General features: G+C 71.9%; 16 protein-coding genes. 8 read left to right on the top strand and 8 right to left on the bottom strand.

The genetic code is table 11. The features are described 5' to 3' along the window. Nucleotides 1–108: 108 nt before the first annotated feature. A complete protein-coding gene (locus tag A6P39_RS27285; RefSeq protein WP_067039480.1) occupies nucleotides 109–1,494 on the top strand; it encodes an amino acid permease in 1,386 nt (461 codons plus the stop codon). Nucleotides 1,495–1,614: 120 nt separating this feature from the next. Then, on the top strand, nucleotides 1,615–2,262 hold the full coding sequence (locus A6P39_RS27280) for a superoxide dismutase (RefSeq protein WP_067039479.1): 648 nt from the start codon (nucleotides 1,615–1,617) through the stop codon (nucleotides 2,260–2,262). Nucleotides 2,263–2,377: 115 nt separating this feature from the next. Here A6P39_RS27280 and A6P39_RS27275 read toward each other — a convergent pair whose 3' ends face one another. Continuing rightward, nucleotides 2,378–3,016, bottom strand: coding sequence for a mycothiol-dependent nitroreductase Rv2466c family protein (locus tag A6P39_RS27275; RefSeq protein WP_067039478.1), 639 nt, complete (start codon nucleotides 3,014–3,016; stop codon nucleotides 2,378–2,380). Nucleotides 3,017–3,153: 137 nt separating this feature from the next. On the opposite strand from A6P39_RS27275, the gene pepN (A6P39_RS27270) reads away from it, so the two are divergent. The 3 genes from pepN (A6P39_RS27270) to A6P39_RS27260 all read left to right on the top strand — a co-directional run bounded on the left by pepN (A6P39_RS27270) (nucleotide 3,154) and on the right by A6P39_RS27260 (nucleotide 7,957). After that, nucleotides 3,154–5,751, top strand: coding sequence for an aminopeptidase N (pepN, locus tag A6P39_RS27270; protein ID WP_067039676.1), 2,598 nt, complete (start codon nucleotides 3,154–3,156; stop codon nucleotides 5,749–5,751). A 207-nt stretch (nucleotides 5,752–5,958) separates the two neighbouring features. Then, a complete protein-coding gene (locus tag A6P39_RS27265; RefSeq protein WP_067039477.1) occupies nucleotides 5,959–6,996 on the top strand; it encodes a hypothetical protein in 1,038 nt (345 codons plus the stop codon). A 151-nt stretch (nucleotides 6,997–7,147) separates the two neighbouring features. Continuing rightward, complete coding sequence (locus A6P39_RS27260) at nucleotides 7,148–7,957, top strand: SGNH/GDSL hydrolase family protein (protein WP_067039474.1); 810 nt, start codon at nucleotides 7,148–7,150, stop codon at nucleotides 7,955–7,957. A gap of 30 nt (nucleotides 7,958–7,987) precedes the next feature. Here A6P39_RS27260 and A6P39_RS27255 read toward each other — a convergent pair whose 3' ends face one another. The 6 genes from A6P39_RS27255 to A6P39_RS27230 all read right to left on the bottom strand — a co-directional run bounded on the left by A6P39_RS27255 (nucleotide 7,988) and on the right by A6P39_RS27230 (nucleotide 14,436). Beyond that, nucleotides 7,988–9,181: a glycosyltransferase gene (locus tag A6P39_RS27255; RefSeq protein ID WP_067039473.1), complete on the bottom strand. Its 1,194-nt coding sequence runs from the start codon at nucleotides 9,179–9,181 to the stop codon at nucleotides 7,988–7,990. Nucleotides 9,182–9,332: 151 nt separating this feature from the next. Next, nucleotides 9,333–10,460 carry a serine hydrolase domain-containing protein gene (locus A6P39_RS27250; RefSeq protein ID WP_199840673.1) on the bottom strand — a complete coding sequence of 376 codons (1,128 nt, stop codon included), beginning with the start codon at nucleotides 10,458–10,460 and terminating at the stop codon, nucleotides 9,333–9,335. 107 nt (nucleotides 10,461–10,567) lie between these two features. Further along, nucleotides 10,568–12,319 carry a TIGR03767 family metallophosphoesterase gene (locus A6P39_RS27245; RefSeq protein ID WP_067039472.1) on the bottom strand — a complete coding sequence of 584 codons (1,752 nt, stop codon included), beginning with the start codon at nucleotides 12,317–12,319 and terminating at the stop codon, nucleotides 10,568–10,570. Nucleotides 12,320–12,529: 210 nt separating this feature from the next. Continuing rightward, nucleotides 12,530–12,997 (bottom strand): NUDIX hydrolase, encoded by a 468-nt coding sequence (locus tag A6P39_RS27240; RefSeq protein ID WP_107304212.1) that lies wholly within the window; start codon nucleotides 12,995–12,997, stop codon nucleotides 12,530–12,532. Nucleotides 12,998–13,006: 9 nt separating this feature from the next. Then, nucleotides 13,007–13,987, bottom strand: a complete 981-nt coding sequence (locus tag A6P39_RS27235) for a pyridoxamine 5'-phosphate oxidase family protein (protein WP_067039471.1) — start codon at nucleotides 13,985–13,987, stop codon at nucleotides 13,007–13,009. Nucleotides 13,988–13,989: 2 nt separating this feature from the next. After that, entirely contained in the window at nucleotides 13,990–14,436 is a 447-nt protein-coding gene (locus tag A6P39_RS27230) for a VOC family protein (RefSeq protein ID WP_067039470.1), read from the bottom strand. Between the two features lie 109 nt (nucleotides 14,437–14,545). Between A6P39_RS27230 and A6P39_RS27225 the strand changes: the two genes are divergently transcribed. From A6P39_RS27225 to pepN (A6P39_RS27215), 3 genes are all read left to right on the top strand, one after another. Further along, complete coding sequence (locus tag A6P39_RS27225) at nucleotides 14,546–15,088, top strand: CGNR zinc finger domain-containing protein (RefSeq protein WP_067039469.1); 543 nt, start codon at nucleotides 14,546–14,548, stop codon at nucleotides 15,086–15,088. Nucleotides 15,089–15,372: 284 nt separating this feature from the next. Continuing rightward, nucleotides 15,373–16,392: an aspartate-semialdehyde dehydrogenase gene (locus A6P39_RS27220; RefSeq protein WP_067039468.1), complete on the top strand. Its 1,020-nt coding sequence runs from the start codon at nucleotides 15,373–15,375 to the stop codon at nucleotides 16,390–16,392. A gap of 165 nt (nucleotides 16,393–16,557) precedes the next feature. Continuing rightward, nucleotides 16,558–19,131: an aminopeptidase N gene (pepN, locus tag A6P39_RS27215; protein ID WP_067039467.1), complete on the top strand. Its 2,574-nt coding sequence runs from the start codon at nucleotides 16,558–16,560 to the stop codon at nucleotides 19,129–19,131. A gap of 38 nt (nucleotides 19,132–19,169) precedes the next feature. On the opposite strand, the gene A6P39_RS27210 is transcribed toward pepN (A6P39_RS27215), so the two are convergent. Next, a complete protein-coding gene (locus A6P39_RS27210; RefSeq protein WP_067039466.1) occupies nucleotides 19,170–20,114 on the bottom strand; it encodes a LysR family transcriptional regulator in 945 nt (314 codons plus the stop codon). Nucleotides 20,115–20,127 lie beyond the last annotated feature (13 nt).

Here is a 20,127-nt window from a genome sequence, read left to right as displayed (position 1 = left end):
CCTGCGTGCGGCAGGTGTCCGGATACTGGGCGGCCCGCCCGCGTGAGCGGACGGGCCGCCCAGACTGACGGGGTTTTTGCCCGCTCATTGCACGGGGGAGCCGCACCCATGCCCGACAGCAGCACCACTACGCAGACGCCGCCGGAGGAACGGGGCGCCTCCCTCTCGCACGGCCTCAAGCAGCGCCATCTGTCGATGATCGCGCTCGGCGGGGTGATCGGCGCGGGGCTGTTCGTCGGTTCCGGCGCGGGCATCGCCGCCGCCGGTCCGTCCATCGTGATCGCTTACACGGTCTCCGGCCTCCTGGTGATGCTGGTGATGCGGATGCTCGGCGAGATGTCCGCCGCCTACCCCTCCTCGGGTTCCTTCTCCGCGCACGCCGAGCGGGCGATCGGCCCGTGGGCGGGGTTCGCCGCCGGCTGGTCCTTCTGGATCCTGCTGTGCACGGCCGTCGGCCTGGAGGGCATCGGCGCCGCGCACATCGTCTCCGGCTGGGTGCCCGGCACACCCGAGTGGGCGTGGGTGGCGCTGTTCATGCTGGTCTTCTGCGGGACGAACCTGGCCGCCGTGAAGAACTTCGGCGAGTTCGAGTTCTGGTTCGCCGCGCTGAAGGTCGGCGCGATCTCCCTCTTCCTGGTCCTCGGCGTGCTGGCCATCGCGGGTGTGCTGCCCGGCACGCACGCCCCCGGCACCTCGAACCTCTCCGACTTCCTCCCCCACGGCAGCAACGGCCTGATCATCGGCCTGCTCGCGTCCGTCTTCGCCTACGGCGGCCTGGAGACGGTCACCATCGCGGCGGCCGAGTCGCAGGACCCGGTGCGGGGCGTGGCCTCCGCCGTCCGTACGGCGATGTGGCGCATCGCGCTGTTCTACATCGGCTCCATGGCGGTCGTGGTCACCCTGGTCCCGTGGAACTCGGCGGAGGTCGTCTCGAAGGGCCCCTACGTCGCCACGCTCGACCACCTCGGCATCCCCGGCGCGGGCCGGCTGATGAACGTGGTCGTCCTCGTCGCCCTCCTGTCCGCGATGAACGCCAACATCTACGGCTCCTCGCGCATCGCGTTCTCGCTGGTCGAGCGCGGGCAGGGCCCAAGGCTCCTGGCCCGGCTCTCCGGCGGGGTGCCGCGCATCGCGGTCCTGACCTCCTGTGTGCTGGGCTTCGTCTGCGTGCTGCTCAGCTACTGGCGGCCGAACGACGTCTTCAAGTGGCTGCTGAACATGATCGGCGCGGTGATCCTGGTCGTCTGGATCTTCATCGCCGTCTCCCAGCTCCTGCTGCGCCGCCGCGTGGAACGCGAGAGCCCCGAGAAGCTGGTCGTCCGCATGTGGGCGTTCCCGGTCCTCACCTGGGTCGCCCTGGCAGGCATGGCCACGATCTTCGTCCTGATGGCCCGCGAGGCGGACACCCGCATGCAGCTGTACTCGACGGGCGCGATGACGCTGGCGCTGGCGGCCGTGGGCTACCTCCGGCAGCGGGCTCGCGCCAAGCGCTGAGCACCGCACCGGCAACGGCCCCCACGTGCGACACGTGGGGGCCTTTCTGTCGCCCTGACACTCTTGTTGCTAACGTGTAGTTGCAACCTACTTGCAATAAGGTTCCGGAGGGGATCACCCATGCCCGTCTACACGCTGCCCGACCTGCCCTACGACTACTCCGCGCTCGCCCCCGTGATCAGCCCGGAGATCATCGAGCTGCACCACGACAAGCACCACGCGGCCTACGTGAAGGGCGCCAACGACACCCTGGAGCAGCTCGCCGAGGCGCGGGACAAGGAGTCGTGGGGGCACGTCAACGGACTCGAGAAGAACCTGGCCTTCCACCTGTCCGGGCACATCCTGCACAGCATCTACTGGCAGAACATGACCGGCCCGAAGGAGGGCGGCGGGGAGCCGCTCGCCGCCGACGGGGTGGGTGAGCTGGCCGAGGCGGTCAAGGAGTCCTTCGGCTCCTTCGCCGCCTTCAGGACCCAGCTGTCCAAGGCCGCGGCCACCACCCAGGGTTCGGGCTGGGGCGTGCTCGCGTACGAGCCGCTGAGCGGGCGCCTGATCGTCGAGCAGGTCTACGACCACCAGGGCAACGTGGGCCAGGGCTCGACCCCGCTCCTCGTCTTCGACGCCTGGGAGCACGCCTTCTACCTGCAGTACCGCAACCAGAAGGCGGACTTCGTCGAGGCCATGTGGCAGGTCGTCAACTGGCAGGACGTGGCCCGCCGTTACGAGGCCGCGAGGTCCCGCGCGGACGTACTGCTGCCGGCCGGCTGAGCCACCGGGTCGTCCTGCCTCGTGATCGTCTTCTCACCTTTCGCGGCGGCAGGCGGATGAACGGAAGGCCCTCGCGAGGACAGGACTCGCGAGGGCCTTCCCATGCCCAGGGCCCCTACAGGTTGCTGAAGTCGGGGCCCTTGGTGCGGGTCCGCTTGATCTCGTAGAAGCCCGGCACCGAGGCCACGGCCAGCGTGCCGTCCCACAGGCGGGCCGCCTCCTCGCCCTTCGGGGCGGGGGTGACGACCGGGCCGAAGAAGGCGATCTGCTCGCCGTCGGAGCCCGGGACCGCGATGACCGGGGTGCCGACGTCCTGGCCGACCTTGTCGATGCCCTCCTTGTGGGAGGCGCGCAGCTCGGCCTCGTAGGGGGTGGCGTCCCAGTGGTCCATGAGGGACTCGGGCAGCCCGGCGTCCTTGAGGGCGGCGGCCACGGCCGCCTTCTCCGGGCCCTGACCCTGGTTGTGGATGCGGGTGCCGAGCGCGGTGTAGAAGTCACCGAGCACCTCGGCGCCGTGCTCCTGCTGTGCCGCGATGACGACCCGGACCGGCCCCCACGCCTTGGTCTCGAGCATCTCGCGGTATTCCTCGGGCAGCTCGTCCAGCCTGTTCTCGTTGAGCACCGCGAGGCTCATCACATGCCAGCGGACCTCGATGTCACGGACCTTCTCCACCTCCAGCACCCAGCGGGAGGTCATCCAGGCCCAGGGGCACAGCGGGTCGAACCAGAAGTCGACGGGGGTCTTGTCCGACATGTCTCTCCTCGTGGGGAACACTTTTCCGCGAGAACACCACCGCTCGCCCTGCCATTCCCCGGTCCGCCCGTCAGGAGCGCATGGCAGGATCGGTCCTGTTCAGCCGCCATCCACGCGATCACGAGGGAGTGCCGCACGTGCCCGGTGAGAATCTGTCCCGCGACGAGGCCCGGGAGCGGGCCGCCCTGCTGTCCGTCGACGGGTACGACGTGTCCCTCGACCTGAGGTCCGCCGTCGGCGACGGGGAACCGGAGGGCCAGGCAGGGGCGCCGCGCACGTTCCGCTCGGTGACCACGATCCGCTTCCGCTGCAACGAGCCGGGAGCCACGAGCTTCGCCGACCTGGTCGCGCCGAGCGTGACCGCCCTCTCCCTCAACGGCCGGGACCTGGACCCGGGCGAGGTCTTCGACGGCGCCCGGATCGCGCTGGAGGACCTGGCCGCCGAGAACGAACTGGTGGTGGACGCGCAGTGCGCCTACTCCCGCACCGGCGAGGGCATGCACCGCTTCGTCGACCCCGAGGACGGCGAGGTCTACCTCTACACGCAGTACGAGCCGGCCGACGCCCGCCGGGTGTTCGCGAACTTCGAGCAGCCGGACCTGAAGGCGCCCTACCGCTTCGAGGTGCGGGCACCCGAGGGCTGGACGGTGTGGAGCAACGGCGCGGGCGAACTGGCCAACGGCATCTGGAAGTTCGCGGAGACCAAGCCGATCTCGACGTACATCACGTGCGTGGTGGCGGGGCCGTACCACCACGTCACCGACTCCTACACGCGTACGTTCGAGGACGGGACGAAGCTGGAGATCCCGCTCGGCGCGATGTGCCGCAAGGGGCTCGCCCCGCACTTCGACGCCGACGACGTCTTCCTCATCACCAAGCAGGGCCTGGACTTCTTCCACGACCACTTTGACTACCCGTACCCGTTCGGCAAGTACGACCAGGCGCTCGTGCCCGAGTACAACCTGGGCGCGATGGAGAACCCGGGGCTGGTGACCTTCCGCGAGGAGTACATCTTCCGCGGGAAGGTCACGCAGGCGTCGTACGAGGCGCGGGCCAACGTCGTCCTGCACGAGATGGCGCACATGTGGTTCGGCGACCTGGTCACCATGGAGTGGTGGGACGACCTGTGGCTGAAGGAGTCCTTCGCGGACTTCATGGGCTCGTTCGCGACCGTGGGCGCGACCCGCTTCAAGGACGCCTGGATCACCTTCGCCAACCGCCGCAAGGCGTGGGCGTACCGCGCGGACCAGCTGCCGTCCACGCATCCGGTCACGGCGGACATCCGTGACCTCGAGGACGCGAAGCTGAACTTCGACGGCATCACCTACGCCAAGGGCGCCTCGGTGCTCAAGCAGCTGGTGGCGTACGTCGGCCAGGAGGCGTTCCTGGAGGGCGCCCGCCGCTACTTCAAACGGCACGCGTACGGCAACACGCGCCTCGGCAACCTGCTGTCGGTGCTGGGCGAGACCAGCGGCCGGGACATGTCGGCGTGGGCGCGCGCATGGCTGCAGACGGCCGGGGTGAACTCGCTGACCCCGCAGGTGCTGCTGGACCCCGCGAGCGGCCGGATCGCCGAGCTGGCGATCGTCCAGGAGGCCCCCGAGTCGCATCCCGAGGAGCGCCCGCACCGGGTCGCGGTGGGACTGTACCGCCGCACTCCCGAGGGCTCCCTCGAGCGGTACGCGCGCGTGGAGAAGGACGTGGAGGGCCCGCGCACGGTCGTGGCCGAGCTGGCGGACGCCGAGGCGCCGGAGCTGGTGCTGGTCAACGACGACGACCTGACGTACTGCAAGATCCGCTTCGACGAGACCTCGCTGGCCACGCTCCGGGAGCACCTGGGCGCGCTGACCGATCCGCTGGCGCGCGCCCTGTGCTGGTCGGCGCTGTGGAACATGACGCGGGACGCGCTGCTGCCGGCGCGGGACTTCATCGCTCTGGTGCTGCGGTTCGCGGGCCGCGAGTCCGACATCGGCGTGCTCCAGATGCTGCACGCGTGGACCGAGTCGGCGCTGGTGCACTACGCGGCGCCCGAGTGGCGGGAGCGGGGCGGGGCGCTGCTCGCGCAGGGCGCGGAGCGCGAGCTGTACGACGCCGAGCCGGGCAGCGAGCACCAGCTGGCGTGGGCGCGCTTCTACGCGCGCACGGCGGACGGCCCGGCCGGTTTCGAGCTGCTGCGGGGACTGCTGGAGGGCACCTCGGTCGTCGAGGGGCTGGAGGTCGACCAGGAGCTGCGCTGGGCGTTCCTGGAGCCGCTGACCGCGCACGGCGCGGTGGACGAGTCGGTGCTGGCCGCCGAACTGGCCCGCGACGACACGGCGTCCGGCAAGCGGCACCAGGTGCGCTGCCTGGCCGCGCGCCCGTCGGCGGCGGTCAAGGCGCAGGCGTGGGCGCAGGTCGTGGAGTCCGACACCTTGTCGAACGCCCTGGTGGAGGCGACGATCGCGGGCTTCGACCAGTCCTCGCAGCGCGAGCTGACCGCGCCGTACGCCGAGAAGTACTTCGCGGCGCTCGAGCGGGTGTGGCGGGAGCGGTCGATCCAGATCGGCATGGATGTCGTACGCGGGCTGTTCCCGGCCCTCCAGGACCGGCCCGAGACCCTCGAGGCGACGGACGCGTGGCTGGCGGCGCACCAGGACGCGGCGCCGGCGCTGCGCCGGCTGGTGCTGGAGGCGCGGGACGACCTGGCGCGGGCGCTGCGCGCACAGGCGTGCGACGCCTCGGCCGGCACCCGCTGAGCCTTGGCCTGAGCTTGCCCGCTCGGTGACCGTTACGAAATTCGGGCAAACGGAGCCGTAACCCCTGGTCCGCACCCAATCGGACCAGGGGTTTTCGCTGCCTACTCGGCATCCGAACACCTGACCTTTAGTCCCACCTTGTCCGCACTTCTCGACGGCCGTGTAACAGCGGTTAAGGGGGCGGCGGGGCGTGGGAATCCCGACGCCATGACGCACAACACCCCGCTCTCCCCCCGCCCCCTGCGGCACCTCTCCGAGGCCCACCGCCGCGTCCTGACGACGGCTCAGCTGCGCGCCCACGGCGTGACGACGGCCGAGCTGAACGAGCAGTGCCGCCCCGGCGGCCCCTGGCAGCCGCTACTGCCGAACGTCGTCCTGCTGCACCCCGGCCCGCCGACGAGCGAGGAGCGGCTGCGCGGGGCCCTGCTGTACGCGGCCCGCCAGGACGCGCGGGGCGTCCCGGCCCAGCCCACGGCCCGGGAACCGCACGGCCCGGACTACCCGGAAGCCATGATCACGGGGCTGGCCGCACTGACCCTGTACGGCTTCTCGGCCACCCCGCCGCTGCTCTCCCTGGACCACGTCGACGTCCTGGTCCCGCGGTCGCGCCGGCTGCGCTCGGCCGGCTACGTCCGCGTCCTGCGCACCCCCGCCCTGCCCGGGCCCCGCACGGTGACCGGCCTGCCCGTGGCCCCCGTGCCCCGGGCGCTGGCGGACGCGGTGACGGAGCTGGCCGACCCGCACACGGTGCGCCGGCTGCTGACCGAGGCGGTACGCGCCGGGCACTGCGAACCGGCCGCCGTGGTCAAGGAGTTGACCCGTGCCAAGCTGCTGCACCATCCGCATGTGGTCGACGCCGTGGACGCACTGCTGGCCGAGGGCCGCGCGCTCGCCGAGCACCGCCTCTACCGGATGGTCCGCGAGTACGGGCTGCCCGACCCGCTCTGGAACGTCGACCTGCGGCTGCCCGGCGGCCCGCACCTCGGCGGCCTGGACGCGTACTGGCCCGACCAGGCGGTGGCGGTGGAGCTGGACACGAGGACCCCCCGCCAGGACGACGACGACCTGTGGCCGGAGTACGCCCGCAAGCGCGAGCACCTGGAACGCCTCGGGATCACGGTCGTCCACATCACCCCGAGGAAGCTCAGGGCGTCGCTGGAGCAGCAGGCGGCGGTGGTCCGTACGGCCCTGATGGCGTCCGCCGATCGCGACCCCGCCGCGTATGTCGTGGTGCTTCCCCGGTAGTGACGGACCGGGAGGCATCAGGAGGGCGACGAGACGCCCTCAGGAGGGGGGAAGAGGGGCCACCGGGCCGGTTCCGGTGGCCCCTCTCGGTTTCACCCGGACGGGTGAGCCTGGCAGGCGACGGCCGCTCGGGGGACGGTAGACGGGAGGTATGCGACATTCCTGGATGATGGCGTGCGCGTCCTCTCTCCTGCTCGCCTCGGCCGGTCTCGTCACCGCCCCCGCGCCGGCACACGAAGCGCCTCGGGCGGCGGCCATGGCCTACGTGGCCCTCGGCGACTCCTACTCCGCCGGTGTCGGCGCCGGTGACTACCTCCCCGGCCGCAAGAGCTGCAAGCGCAGCAGCCGGGCGTACCCCGTGCTGTGGGCCGAGGCGCACGGGACGACGTCGTTCGCCTTCCCCGCGTGCAACGGCGCCCAGGCCGGCGACGTCCGGTCCGGCCAGCTCGGGGCGCTCGGCCCCGCCACCAGGCTGGTCACCCTCACCGTCGGCGGCAGCGACGCCGGGTTCGCCCGCGTCATGACCAGCTGCGACCTGGGCGGCACCAGCCTGTGCCTGTCCACCGTCGCCCGCGCCCGCTCGGCCATGGACGGGCCCCTCGTGCGCGACCTGGACCAGCTCTACTCGGCCATCCGGGAGCGGGCGCCCGCCGCCCACGTCGTGGTGCTCGGCTATCCGCACCTGTACCACCTCAGGGGCGGCTGCGAGGCCGGCCTCCAGGACCGGGCGCGCGCCGCCGTCAACGACGGCGTGGACCAGCTCGACGCGGTGATCGCCCGGCGCGCCGCCGCCCACGGGTTCACCTTCGCCGACGTCAGGGCCGCCTTCGACGGCCACGAGATCTGCTCCCGCAGCCCCTGGATGCACGGCGTCGACGTGCCGGCCCTCACCGAGTCGTACCACCCGACGGCGCCGGGACAGGCCCGCGGCTACCTCCCGGTCCTCGACCGGGTCTCCTGAACCCGGGTCTCCTGAGCCGGGCGGTGCCCGCTACAGCGGATCCGTGAGCGACGGCGCGCGGAGGGCCTGCGCGTGCAGGCCGTCGAGCAGCGTCGCGTAGGCCGCGATCATCCGGGTGCGGCTGAAGCGCTCGCGGGCGGCCTCCAGGGCGGGGGCGAGGTCCGTACGGCCCGCGACCGCGGCCGTCCAGGCCAGGGCGATCGCGCCCGGGTCCGGCGGGGTGACGAAGCCGAGGCCCTCGACGATCGACGCGCTGTCGCCGACGTCGGTCGTCACCGGGACCGCGCCGCACATCATGCCCTCGATCAGACACAGCGGGGCCGCCTCGCCCGAGACGGAGGTCAGGGCGACGACATCGGCACCGGCGTACACGGCCGGCATGTCCTGCCGTACGCCGAGCAGGTGCACCCGGTCGGTGAGGGACGGCGCGTCCGCGAAGGCACCGGCGAGGTCCGCGCGCAGCCCGGAGTTGCCCGAGGTCATCCCGGCGCCGCACAGCACCACGTGCCCGCCGCCCTCACGGGCCAGCCAGGCGCGGGCGGCGGCGAGGAGGAGGGAGACGTTCTTCATCGCGGCGTACCGGGCCGCGAAGACGACCACCGGGGCGGCGGCGGGGATCCCGAGCGAGGCCCGGAAGGCGAGGCGCGCGGCCGGGTCCGGCCGGAAGCGCAGCAGGTCGACGCCGTTGGGGATGACGTGCAGCAGCCGGGCCGGGATGCCGGCGGCCTCGTAGGCGGCCCGGGTGGACTCGGCGCAGCACACGCAGGCCACCACGGTTCCGTCGGCGATGGCGGCCTTCAGCTCCCCGAGCGCCGGGCCCTGGTTCTCCGGGTCGGAGCGGTGCAGGCAGACCACGACCGGGCGGCGCGGCAGGCCGCCCTGGTTGAGGAGGGCGAGCGGCTGCTCCTTCAGGGAGAGGATCACCTCGGCCCCGGCCATGGCCCTGGCCGTTTCGGCCAGCTCGGGCCCGCTGAAAGCATTCGCCGCGAGGGATCCGTCGACCAGTCCGGCGCTGCGCCCGAGCGAGGTGACACCGACCCCGGCGGCCGTCAGCGCCCGGTAGCAGGCGTCGTCCTCCATGCGCTGCCGGGTGGCCTCGCGCCGGACCTCGCCATGGATACTGAGCACCTGGTGGGACTGGCCGCCCTCGGCCAGTCCCAGTACGACGTCGCTGTGCACGATCCGGGCCCCTCCGGAGAAGAAGCCCTCGTAGACCGACAGCACACGCAGTCCGTGCGAAGCGCGCACACGACCACCCGCCTTGCATAAATGATCGAGAAGATCGAGCCATCCCCGTGAACAGCGGGTTAGCCGATATGAGGCGGTACGGACATTGCGTGCGGGTTAACACGAAACGACGCGAATGAAACGGCGCCTAACAGAATTCCCCTTTGAGGACGGGCGCCGTCTCCCCGGTCCAGTCGCCGTTGAAGTTGACCGCCACGGAGTGCCGGCCGTCCTCGGTCGTCGCCGCCTCGGACGCCGAGCCGTGGATGCCGCCCGTGTGGCCCCAGACGTGGACCCCGCAGGTCAGCCGGGTGTCCATGAGTCCGAGCCCATAGCGGACGTTGGGTGCGATCCGGGTGTCGACCGTGGTCTTCATCTCCTTCAGCTGCTGGTGCGCGAGGAGCCGTCCGCCGAGCAGGGCGCCGTAGAAGCGGTCCAGGTCGGCGGAGTCCGAGATCATCTCGCCGGCGGAGGAGGCGATGGACGGGCTGAGCGTCGTCACGTCGTACGTGGGGCCGCTCGGGTCGGTGAACTTCGAGTACGCCCGGCTGCTCGGCCACGGGAGGGTGACCTTCGTGCCCGGCAGCGAGGTCGCCGTCAGATGCAGCGGCCGGATGATGCGGCGGGTGATCTCGGCGGCATAGGAGTGGCCGGTGACCTTCTCGATCACCATTCCGGCGAGCAGGTAGTTGGTGTTCGAGTAGTTCCAGGAGGTGCCCGGCGCGAAGTCGGGCTTGTGCCGCATCGCGATCGCCACCAGGTCGCGCGCGCCGACCGTGTCGTAGCGGTGCTTCGAGAAGCCGTCCACGGTGAAGTACGTGCGCTGGAAGCCGGTGTCGGCGAGGTAGTTGTAGATGCCGCTGGTGTGGTTCAGCAGCTGGCGGACAGTGATGTGCCGGCCGTCGTGGCCGTTGCCGTGGACGACGCCCGGCAGCCACTTGTCCACCGTGTCGTCCAGGGAGATCCGGTGCTCCGCCTCCAGCTGGAGCAGGACGGTGGCGACGAAGGTCTTGGTGATGCTGGCGATGCGGTAGCGGTCGGCCGCCGAGCGCGGCCTGCCCGTGCGCAGGTCGCCCACGCCTGCCGTGGTGGACCAGGTGCCGTGGCCGTCCTCCGCGGTGGCGGTGACGCCGGGCACCCCGGCCGCGACCGCCGCCTCGACGGCCTTGCGGGTGGCCGGGTGCCCGCCGCCCTGCGCGGCGAGTGCTGCCGGAGCCGCCAGGGCCGCCGAGACGAGCAGGGCGGTGGCGCCCACCAGGGTCGTACGTACGCGCATGACTTCCCCCAACCTGTGATGAATGGTGCGGTCGGGGGAAGAAACGGGTGCGGGATGCGAGAAGGTTGCCTGCCGTTACGCCAGTTGAGTGACTTTCAGTCCTTCTTTCAACCCTTCTTCAGTACCAGCTCCGTGTTCCGGGCGCCCGCGCCGCCCGCCAGGGCCTTGCTGGCGCCGGGCGCGTTGTAGGCCAGCTCGCGGTACAGGGCGGCGAGGCCGGTCTGGGAGAGGTCGGCGAAGTCGGTGCGGTGCGGGGCGGCGGACTCGATCAGCGTGGTGAACAGGGAGATCGTGCCGTCCTTGTTGTCGGCCAGCTCGATGATCCGGGCGAGGTGGGGGTAGTCGACGTGGGAGGCGGTGGAGATCTCCCAGAAGGAGCGGCCGCCGGAGGCCGCCTTGTGCGGGGTGATGACGTTCTCGTGGACGTGGCCGTTCACCCAGGCCAGCACGTTGGCGTGCGAGGACAGCACCGAGATCACCGCGGCGCCGCCGACGCGTCTGTCGCCGGGGTGGGCCGGGTCGGGGCGGGTGTTGTCCATCGTCGTGCTGGTGTGGTGGCTGAAGACGACGGCGTAGGAGTCCTTGTTGTCCTTCAGCGTCTTGTCCAGCCACGTCAGCTGGGCGGTGCCGACGGAGCCGTTGGGCATGCCGCCCGGGTCGGTGGTGTCGAGGCTGATGCCGATGACGTCGTCGGAGATGCGGAAGGCGTAGTACTGGGTGCCCGCGTCCAGGTTCGCCGAGGAGTAGCCGTGGCCTACCGGGCCGTGGCCCTGGTAGGCCGGGTCGAGGTGGGCCTTGAGGTAGTCGGCCGGGGTGTAGAGGACCCGCTTCTCGTCCGGGGTGACCGAACGCATCGAGCGGGCGTGCGCCTTGAGCAGGTCGCGGTAGCCGGCGCCGTGCGGATCCGTGGCGTTGTGGATGGCGTCCTGGAGCTTCTTGGCGTCGGCGGCCGGGACGCTCATCAGCTTCTTGCCGCCGATGGCCGCCTCGGCGAGCCAGGGGTCGCCGTGGACGCCGTAGCAGCCGAGCAGGAGGCTGTCGTGGTTGCCGACGGTGGAGTACCAGGGCAGGGCCAGGCCGGGGCTGCGCACCTCGCGAATGGCGGCGGCCAGGAAGCCGGTCAGGTGCGGGAAGCCGAGCTGCTTGTCGTGGTCGCGGGCGGTGGACTCCGGCTGCCAGTACAGCTGCAGGCCACTGTTCTGCACACCCTCGTAGTGCCGGGGGTCCCCGGTGTTGGGGGTGATGCGGCCGCCGCTCATCACCTTCATGAACCACTCCAGTTCGGAGTGGGCGTTGTTGTCGGTGTTGTCGCCGGTGGTCATGACGAAGTGCAGCGGGGCACCGGTGACGGGGGCGCCCTTGAGCGCGTTGACCCGCTCGACGAGCGAGATGGCGCCCTGCACGGTCAGCGCCTCGTGCGGGCGCCAGGCGTGCACGGAGTTGGAGCGCAGGAACTCCCCGCGCAGCGGGTGCTGGACGTCCTGCAGGTGCAGGTCGGTGAGCTGGACGAACGCGGCGAGGGTGGTACGGCGGCCCGCCCGCCCGGACTTGGGCGTGGCCAGCTCGCCGCGCACGACCCGGGCCCAGCCGGGGCCGTCGCCGAGGCGCTGGTAGCCGGAGCTGTTCCGGGGCGCGGCGACGGAGGCGAGGGTGGTGCCCTTGGTGTAGGGGGCGAGAGCGGTCCCGGCGGCCTGCCGGGAGTCGGCGACCGGCGCCTGGGCGTCGGTGACGGCCTCGCTGTCGGTGGGACGCAGGGCGTAGCCGACGCCCGCGGAGAGCGAGACCGCTCCGGCGGCGGCGAGGACGGTACGGCGGTTGACCCCCAGAGCGGAGGTGGCGACAGAGCGTATGCGCGACATGGCGCGATCTCCCCGAGTGCGAACGCGTCGGCAGTGGTCGCGGGCCGTCGCCGTGGCGAACGCCCCGCTCGCTCTGGATGCTTGGCACCGGGAGTGACCTGCGCGTGAACGCGGCAGCAACGCGCAGCGCCGATCACCGTACGTGGATCACGGGGCGCCCGCGCCGCCATGGAGTGGATCGCGGGCGGACGGGGTCCGGTCGCTCCTTGTTCATCTGCCGGGGTATCGGGCAGGCGCCGGGTGGCCGTCCGCGGGCCGCTCGCGCCACAGCCCCAGCGCCGTGTCGACGAGCCGCACCCGGACGAGTCCGGACACCGCCTCGAGCGGATGCCAGGCGGCGAAGTCGGTGGATCCGCCGACCTCGTAGCGCAGGTCGCCGCCGACGACCTCCCCCTCGTAGATGATCCGCAGCGCCTGCTGGTCCGTGCGGCGGCCGACGCGCGGGCGGCCGGTCCGCCGGAAGGAGTCGACGCCGAGGAGGCCGGTCACCCGGATCCGGTAGCCGGTCTCCTCGGTGACCTCACGGCGGACGGTGTCGTACGGGTCCTCGCCGTGCTCCATGCCGCCGCCCGGCAGCACCCACTCAGGAGTGCCGTCGGGGCCCGGGGAGCGGGCGAGCAGCAGCTGTCCCTCGCGGACGCACACGGCGTAGGCCGCCACCCTCAAGTTCTCGCGCATGCCCCGAAGTTAGCTGTCCGGATTGGCCGGTGAGTACTCCGGAGCGGACCAGCGCAGGGGCAGCGCGGCCGGGGTCGAGCGGGCCTCGAGCAGGGTGAAGCGGACGGTGCGGGAGCCGTCGGCGCCGAACTCGGCGCGCGCCTCGCCGGTGAGCTGGAGGGTGTCGCCGCTCTCCCAGTCGAGGAGGAGCAGCCCGGCGCGCGGGTCGGTGCGCAGGTTGCCGAGCGTGCGGAACATGGCGTTGCCGGGGTAGTCGGACCAGGTCAGCTCGCGCGGTGACGTGACCCGCACGAAGCCGGGGTTGCCGCCGCGGTGACTCACGTCGGCGCCCGCGCCGTGCACCGTGGCGAGGAAGAAGGTGTCGGCCGACCGGATGAACTCCGCTTCCGCCGCGCCGAGTTCGGTGAGCCGTCGGGGGCTGCCGGGCGTACGGCCGGCGAGCGTCTCGTAGGACTGTCTGCGCTGGATGTACTTGGGGCAGTTGGAGAACACCTGGTCCGCCTCCACGGCAAAGCCGCCTGCCGTCGGCCGCAGCCGGCCGTTGAGGCGCATGCGGCGGCGGGTGCGGGGGTCCAGGGCGATGGTGCCGATCGCGGTGCCGGGGGTGCCGAGGGCCGTCGCGAGCGGGTCGCCCATGCCGTGGCCGGGCCGCGGGTCGGGCGGGGCTGGTCGCGCCCGCGCGGCGGTGGCCGCATGCCGGAGGCGGCCCCGCGCCCCTTCGGGCCGGGCGCCCGGCCCGGTATCGGTGGCGACCGACATCTGCCGGGGCCCGGTGGCCCGGACGAAACCCGGGCTGCCCGTGAGGGCCGAAGCCCACACCCTCCCCGTCCCCGGGTCCGCCGCGCCGACGACCAGCAGGGGCTGCGCCTGAAGGAAGACCGCCGCGATCGGCTTGATGTCCTGGCCGAGGGAGCGGCCGACGTGCTCGGCGCGCTCGCGTACGCCCATCAGTTCCTGCACGGCGAGCGAACCCGCGTGATAGGTGCCCATGACTAGAAGAAACCGCAGGTCGGGGCCGAGTCGTGCGGGGCGGGGGCGCCGTCGGGGCCGAGCGGGGCCGAGATCTCCAGCCGGATGCCGTCCGGGTCGTGGAAGAAGATCCCGCCCGAGGTGCCGCCCTCCCGGTGGGCGACGACGCCCTCGTGGGCGAACTTCGCGCCGTACTCCCGCAGCGCGGCCTCGTACTCCCGGACCCGCTCGGCCGAGTCCACGGTGAAGGCGAGGTGGTGCAGTCCGGGCCTGCCGCTGTCGTACGCACCCTGCGCCTGCTGCCAGAGGGTGACGAGCGGGGCGCCGCCGGCCTCCCCCAGCATCGCCCAGCGCTGGTCGCCCTCCTTGCCCTCCACGAGCAGGGCGAAGCCGAGGACGTCCCGGTAGAAGGCGAGCGAGCGGTCTAGGTCGGTGACGTTCAGGCCGGTGTGCGCGATGCGCGGGGTCATGACGCTTCCCTTCGGGCTGTTTAACCGTTGTCTTCAAGTTAGACGGTTATTGGCGATTGCGTCAACCGGTCACGTACACTTGAGGGGTTAGAAGACCAAGGAGCAGCCGATGTCCACCGCCCGCGATCCCCGCCCGCTCACCGGCGAGCCCCTCGCCCTCGACCTGCTGAACACCCGCTGGAACCGGGAGGGCGTGACCCAGGACCTGCTCGACGGCCCCGAGGGGCTGGCGGTGTGGCTGGAGAGCAACGGGCTCGCCGGGCGGCACCGCGCCGACGAGCCCGTACTGCGCCATCTGCGCGAGGCCCGGGAGGCGCTCGCGGCCGCCGTGCACACCTCGCCCCGGCAGGCGGCGCCGCTCGTGGACGCCGTACTCGCCCACGGGCGCATCCGGGCCAGGCTGACCGCCGACGGCCCCGCCGAGGAGGCCGAGTTCACCGACCCGGCCTGGGGCCCGGCCTGGCTCGCCGCACGCAACTACCTGGAGCTGCTGGAGCGCGCCCCGGAGCGGATCCGCGCCTGCGCCGGCGGCGGCTGCGTCCTGCACTTCTTCGACACGTCCCGCAACGGCACCCGCCGCTGGTGCTCGATGGCCGCGTGCGGCAACCGGGCCAAGGCGTCCCGGCATTACGCACGCTCGAAGGAAGGCTGACCCTGCGAGGCGTACGTCACACCGCCGTGTGGCCGGAGTCCCCACGGGCAGGGGCGGGACAGCACAGCTTGCGGCGCGGGCCCCCTGGCGAGGGAATTCCTCCAGCTCAGCAGGGGTGACGGCGCAGGTGTGGAACCGTCGTCCGAGGGCCGGGTGTCCCACTCCTCGGGCACGCCCGGCAAAGAATTGGACAGGCGGACCGGGGTGGGCCGCATGATGTAAATGCCCCGGTCATGCACCTGGTCCTGGAAATGCACAGAAGAGACACACAAGAGGGAGCCGCTGTGAGGGTCGGAATCGTCGGAGCCACCGGTCAGGTCGGCACGGTCATGCGCAGGATCCTCGCGGAGCGGAACTTCCCGGTGACGGAGCTGCGCCTGTTCGCCTCGGCGCGCTCGGCGGGCACCGTGCTGGACGGCGTGACGGTGGAGGACGCGGCGAGCGCCGACTACACCGGCCTGGACATCGTGCTCTTCTCCGCGGGCGGCGCGACCTCCAGGGCACTCGCCGAGAAGGTCGCCTCCCAGGGCGCCGTCGTGATCGACAACTCCTCGGCCTGGCGCAAGGACCCCGAGGTCCCGCTGGTCGTCTCCGAAGTGAACCCGCACGCGATCGCCGACCGCCCCAAGGGCATCATCGCCAACCCGAACTGCACCACGATGGCCGCGATGCCGGTCCTGAAGCCGCTGCACGAGGAGGCAGGCCTCCAGGCGCTGGTCGTCGCCACCTACCAGGCGGTGTCCGGCTCGGGCCTCGCGGGCGTGGCCGAGCTGCACGGCCAGGCGCAGAAGGTCGTCGCCGACGCCGACAAGCTCACCCATGACGGCGCGGCGGTCGACTTCCCCGAGCCGCAGGTCTACAAGCGGCCGATCGCCTTCAACGTGCTCCCGCTGGCGGGTTCGATCGTCGACGACGGTCTGAACGAGACCGACGAGGAGCAGAAGCTGCGCAACGAGTCCCGCAAGATCCTGGAGATCCCCGCCCTGAAGGTCTCCGGCACCTGTGTCCGTGTCCCGGTCTTCTCCGGCCACTCCCTCCAGGTCAACGCCCGCTTCGCCCGCCCGCTCTCCCCCGAGCGCGCCACCGAGCTGCTCGCGAAGGCCCCGGGCGTCGCCCTCTCCGACATCCCGACCCCGCTGCAGGCGGCCGGCCAGGACCCGTCGTACGTCGGCCGCATCCGCCGCGACGAGACGGTGGACAACGGCCTCGCACTGTTCGTCTCCAACGACAACCTCCGCAAGGGCGCCGCGCTGAACGCGGTCCAGATCGCGGAGCTGGTGGCGGCCGAGCTGTCCGCGAAGTAGCACGGACACTCCGAAAAGGGGCGGTCACCTCCGGGTGGCCGCCCCCTCGTGTTCCCGGCCCATAGGGCTTTCCCTAGGGCTGCGCCGCGCAGCCTCAGGACGTCGCCCTGCGCGCAGGTCCCGTGGAAGGATGGCCGAACGCACACATAACGAGGAGATGACCGCGTGCCTGGCACAAACCTGACTCGCGAAGAGGCACAGCAGCGGGCGAAGCTGCTCACCGTTGACTCGTACGAGATCGATCTCGACCTCTCCGGCGCGCAGGAGGGCGGTACCTACCGGTCCGTGACCACGGTGCGCTTCGACGTCGCCGAAAACGGCTCCACGTCCTTCATCGACCTGGTCGCGCCGGCCGTCCACGAGGTGACCCTGAACGGCGACGCGCTCGAACCCGGCGAGGTCTTCGAGGACTCGCGGATCACGCTGCCGGGGCTGCTGGAGGGCCGCAACGTCCTGCGGGTCGTCGCCGACTGCGCGTACACCAACACCGGCGAGGGCCTGCACCGCTTCGTGGACCCCGTCGACGAGCAGGCGTACCTGTACACCCAGTTCGAGGTGCCGGACGCCCGCCGGGTCTTCGCCTCCTTCGAGCAGCCCGACCTGAAGGCCACCTTCCGGTTCACCGTGACGGCGCCCGAGGGCTGGACCGTCATCTCGAACTCGCCGACGCCGGAGCCGAAGGACAACGTCTGGGCCTTCGAGCCGACCCCGCGCATCTCGACGTACGTCACCGCGCTGATCGTCGGCCCGTACCACTCCGTGCACAGCGTGTACGAGAAGGACGGGCAGTCCGTGCCGCTCGGCATCTACTGCCGCCCGTCGCTCGCCGAGTTCCTCGACTCGGACGCGATCTTCGAGGTGACCCGGCAGGGCTTCGACTGGTTCCAGGAGAAGTTCGACTACGCCTACCCGTTCGCGAAGTACGACCAGCTGTTCGTGCCCGAGTTCAACGCGGGCGCGATGGAGAACGCGGGCGCCGTCACCATCCGCGACCAGTACGTCTTCCGGTCCAAGGTGACCGACGCGGCGTACGAGGTCCGGGCCGAGACGATCCTGCACGAGCTGGCCCACATGTGGTTCGGCGACCTGGTCACCATGGAGTGGTGGAACGACCTGTGGCTGAACGAGTCGTTCGCCACCTACACCTCCATCGCCTGCCAGGCCGCCGCCCCCGGCTCGCGCTGGCCGCACTCGTGGACCACGTTCGCCAACTCGATGAAGACCTGGGCGTACCGGCAGGACCAGCTGCCCTCCACGCACCCGATCATGGCGGACATCCGCGACCTGGACGACGTGCTCGTCAACTTCGACGGCATCACGTACGCCAAGGGCGCGAGCGTGCTCAAGCAGCTCGTCGCGTACGTCGGCGAGGACGAGTTCTTCAAGGGCGTACAGGCCTACTTCAAGCGGCACGCGTACGGCAACACGCGCCTGTCCGAGCTGCTCGGCGCCCTGGAGGAGACCTCCGGGCGCGACCTGAAGACCTGGTCGAAGAAGTGGCTGGAGACGGCCGGCATCAACGTCCTGCGCCCGGAGCTCGCCACCGACGCCGACGGAGTCATCACCTCCTTCGCGGTCCGCCAGGAGGCCCCGGCGCTGCCCGCCGGCGCCAAGGGCGAGCCGGTCCTGCGCCCACACCGCATCGCCATCGGCCTGTACGACCTCGACGCCGCGAGCGGCAAGCTGGTGCGCACCGAGCGGATCGAACTGGACGTCGACGGCGAGCTGACGGCCGTACCCCAGCTGAGCGGCAGGCGCCGCCCGGCGGTCGTCCTGCTCAACGACGACGACCTGTCGTACGCCAAGGTCCGCCTGGACGAGCAGTCGCTGGCGTTCGTCACCGAGCACCTCGGCGACTTCGACTCCTCCCTCCCGCGCGCGCTGTGCTGGGCGTCGGCCTGGGACATGACGCGGGACGCCGAACTGGCCGCCCGCGACTACCTGTCCCTCGTCCTGTCCGGCATCGGCAAGGAGTCCGACATCGGTGTCGTGCAGTCGCTGCACCGCCAGGTCAAGCTCGCCATCGACCTGTACGCCGACCCGGCCGCCCGCGAGGCCCTGCTGACCCGCTGGACGGACGCCACGCTGGCCCACCTGCGCGCGGCGGAGCCGGGCGGCGACCACCAGCTGGCCTGGGCCCGCGCCTTCGCGGCGACGGCCCGCACCCCGGAGCAGCTGGACCTGCTGGAAGGCCTGCTGGAGGGCTCCCACACCATCGAGGGCCTGGCCGTGGACACCGAGCTGCGCTGGGCGTTCGTGGAACGGCTGGCGGCGGTCGGCCGCTTCGACGAGCCGGAGATCGCGGCCGAGTACGAGCGGGACAGGACCGCGGCCGGTGAGCGGCACGCGGCCACCGCCCGCGCGGCCCGCCCGACACCGGAGGCCAAGGCGGAGGCCTGGGCGTCGGTGATCGACTCCGACAAGCTGCCCAACGCCGTGCAGGAGGCCGTGATCGCCGGCTTCGTGCAGACCGACCAGCGCGAGCTGCTGGAGCCGTACACGGACCGGTACTTCGAGGCCGTCAAGGGCGTCTGGGACTCCCGTTCGCACGAGATCGCCCAGCAGATCGCCATCGGCCTGTACCCGTCGGTCCAGGTCTTCGAGGAGACCCTGGCCAAGACGGACACCTGGCTCTCCGCGGCCGGCCCGAACGCGGCCCTGCGCCGCCTCGTCTCGGAGTCCCGCGCGGGCGTCGAGAGGGCCCTCAGGGCCCAGGCCGCGGACGCGGCGGCCGAGTAGTACGCACCAGGGCGCCCGGCCCTTGTGCCGGGCGCCCCTCAGCGGGGCGCGGTCTGCCCGGCGCAGGGCGCCGGGGACCCGGTCGCGCAGGATCTCGCCGCATTCCGGAGAGCATCCAGTACCCGGGCCACCGCCCGCCCCGTCTCCCCGCCCCTGCGGACCGCCGCCGTCACATGACGGACCGGGGCGGCGGGGCCGAGGTCGCGCATCACGACGCCGTCGCGGCGGGTCGCGGCCGTTCTCGGGATCAGGGCCACGCCCATGCCGGCCTCCACCATGGCGAGGATGGCGGTCCAGCCGGAGGCCGAGTGGCCCTGGTGGGGGCTGAAGCCGGCCGCCTCGCAGGCGCGGCGGGTGATGTCCGACCAGGGGCCGCTGCCGCCGAAGATCCAGGGCTCGGCCGCCAGGTCGGTCAGGGTCAGGGCGGGGGCCGCCGCCAACGGGTGGTCCGGGGGCAGGGCGAGGTCCAACGGGTCGGCCAGGAGCGGGACTTGGGTGATGCGGGGGTCGGCCGCGCTCGGGGCCTCGGCGGCCAGGGACAGGGCGAGGTCGACCTCCGAGGCGGTCAGCAGGTCGTACGCCTCGGCCGCTTCCGCCTCCCGTACGCGGACGGTCACCCCGGGGTGGGTGGCCCGCAGCGCCCGTACGGCCGGTACGACCAGGGCGGGGACCGAGGTGGGGAAGGCGCCCACCCGGACCTCTCCCGCCTCTCCCCCGGTGTAGGCCGCCAACGCGGCCTCCGCGCGCTCCAGTTGCTCGAAGACCGCCTCCGTGTGGGCCAGTACCAGGCGGGCCGCGTCGGTGAGGCGCACCCGGCGGCCGTGGGCCTGGAGCAGGGGGACGCCGAGCTGCCGGGAGAGGTTGGTGAGCTGCTGGGAGACCGCGGACGGGGTCATGTGCAGGGCCTCGGCCGTCGCGGTCACCGTCCCCCGCTCGCGCAGGGTGCGCAGGATCTGCAGCTTCCGGATGTCCCACTCGGCCATGCCGGAAAAGCTA

Source organism: Streptomyces sp. FXJ1.172 (assembly GCF_001636945.3).
In the GTDB taxonomy this organism is placed as follows: Bacteria; Actinomycetota; Actinomycetes; order Streptomycetales; family Streptomycetaceae; genus Streptomyces.
Note: the sequence above shows the minus strand (reverse complement) of the source record. Positions and strands in the feature narration are given on the sequence as shown.

Bases quoted from the DNA above. Each gene is read 5' to 3' on its own strand.
- A6P39_RS27285 (WP_067039480.1), top strand. From the start codon at position 109: ATGCCCGACAGCAGCACCACTACGCAGACGCCGCCGGAGGAACGGGGC.
- A6P39_RS27280 (WP_067039479.1), top strand. From the start codon at position 1,615: ATGCCCGTCTACACGCTGCCCGACCTGCCCTACGACTACTCCGCGCTC.
- A6P39_RS27275 (WP_067039478.1), bottom strand. From the start codon at position 3,016: ATGTCGGACAAGACCCCCGTCGACTTCTGGTTCGACCCGCTGTGCCCC.
- A6P39_RS27265 (WP_067039477.1), top strand. From the start codon at position 5,959: ATGACGCACAACACCCCGCTCTCCCCCCGCCCCCTGCGGCACCTCTCC.
- A6P39_RS27260 (WP_067039474.1), top strand. From the start codon at position 7,148: ATGCGACATTCCTGGATGATGGCGTGCGCGTCCTCTCTCCTGCTCGCC.
- A6P39_RS27250 (WP_199840673.1), bottom strand. From the start codon at position 10,460: ATGCGCGTACGTACGACCCTGGTGGGCGCCACCGCCCTGCTCGTCTCG.
- A6P39_RS27245 (WP_067039472.1), bottom strand. From the start codon at position 12,319: ATGTCGCGCATACGCTCTGTCGCCACCTCCGCTCTGGGGGTCAACCGC.
- A6P39_RS27240 (WP_107304212.1), bottom strand. From the start codon at position 12,997: ATGCGCGAGAACTTGAGGGTGGCGGCCTACGCCGTGTGCGTCCGCGAG.
- A6P39_RS27235 (WP_067039471.1), bottom strand. From the start codon at position 13,987: ATGGGCACCTATCACGCGGGTTCGCTCGCCGTGCAGGAACTGATGGGC.
- A6P39_RS27230 (WP_067039470.1), bottom strand. From the start codon at position 14,436: ATGACCCCGCGCATCGCGCACACCGGCCTGAACGTCACCGACCTAGAC.
- A6P39_RS27225 (WP_067039469.1), top strand. From the start codon at position 14,546: ATGTCCACCGCCCGCGATCCCCGCCCGCTCACCGGCGAGCCCCTCGCC.
- A6P39_RS27210 (WP_067039466.1), bottom strand. From the start codon at position 20,114: ATGGCCGAGTGGGACATCCGGAAGCTGCAGATCCTGCGCACCCTGCGC.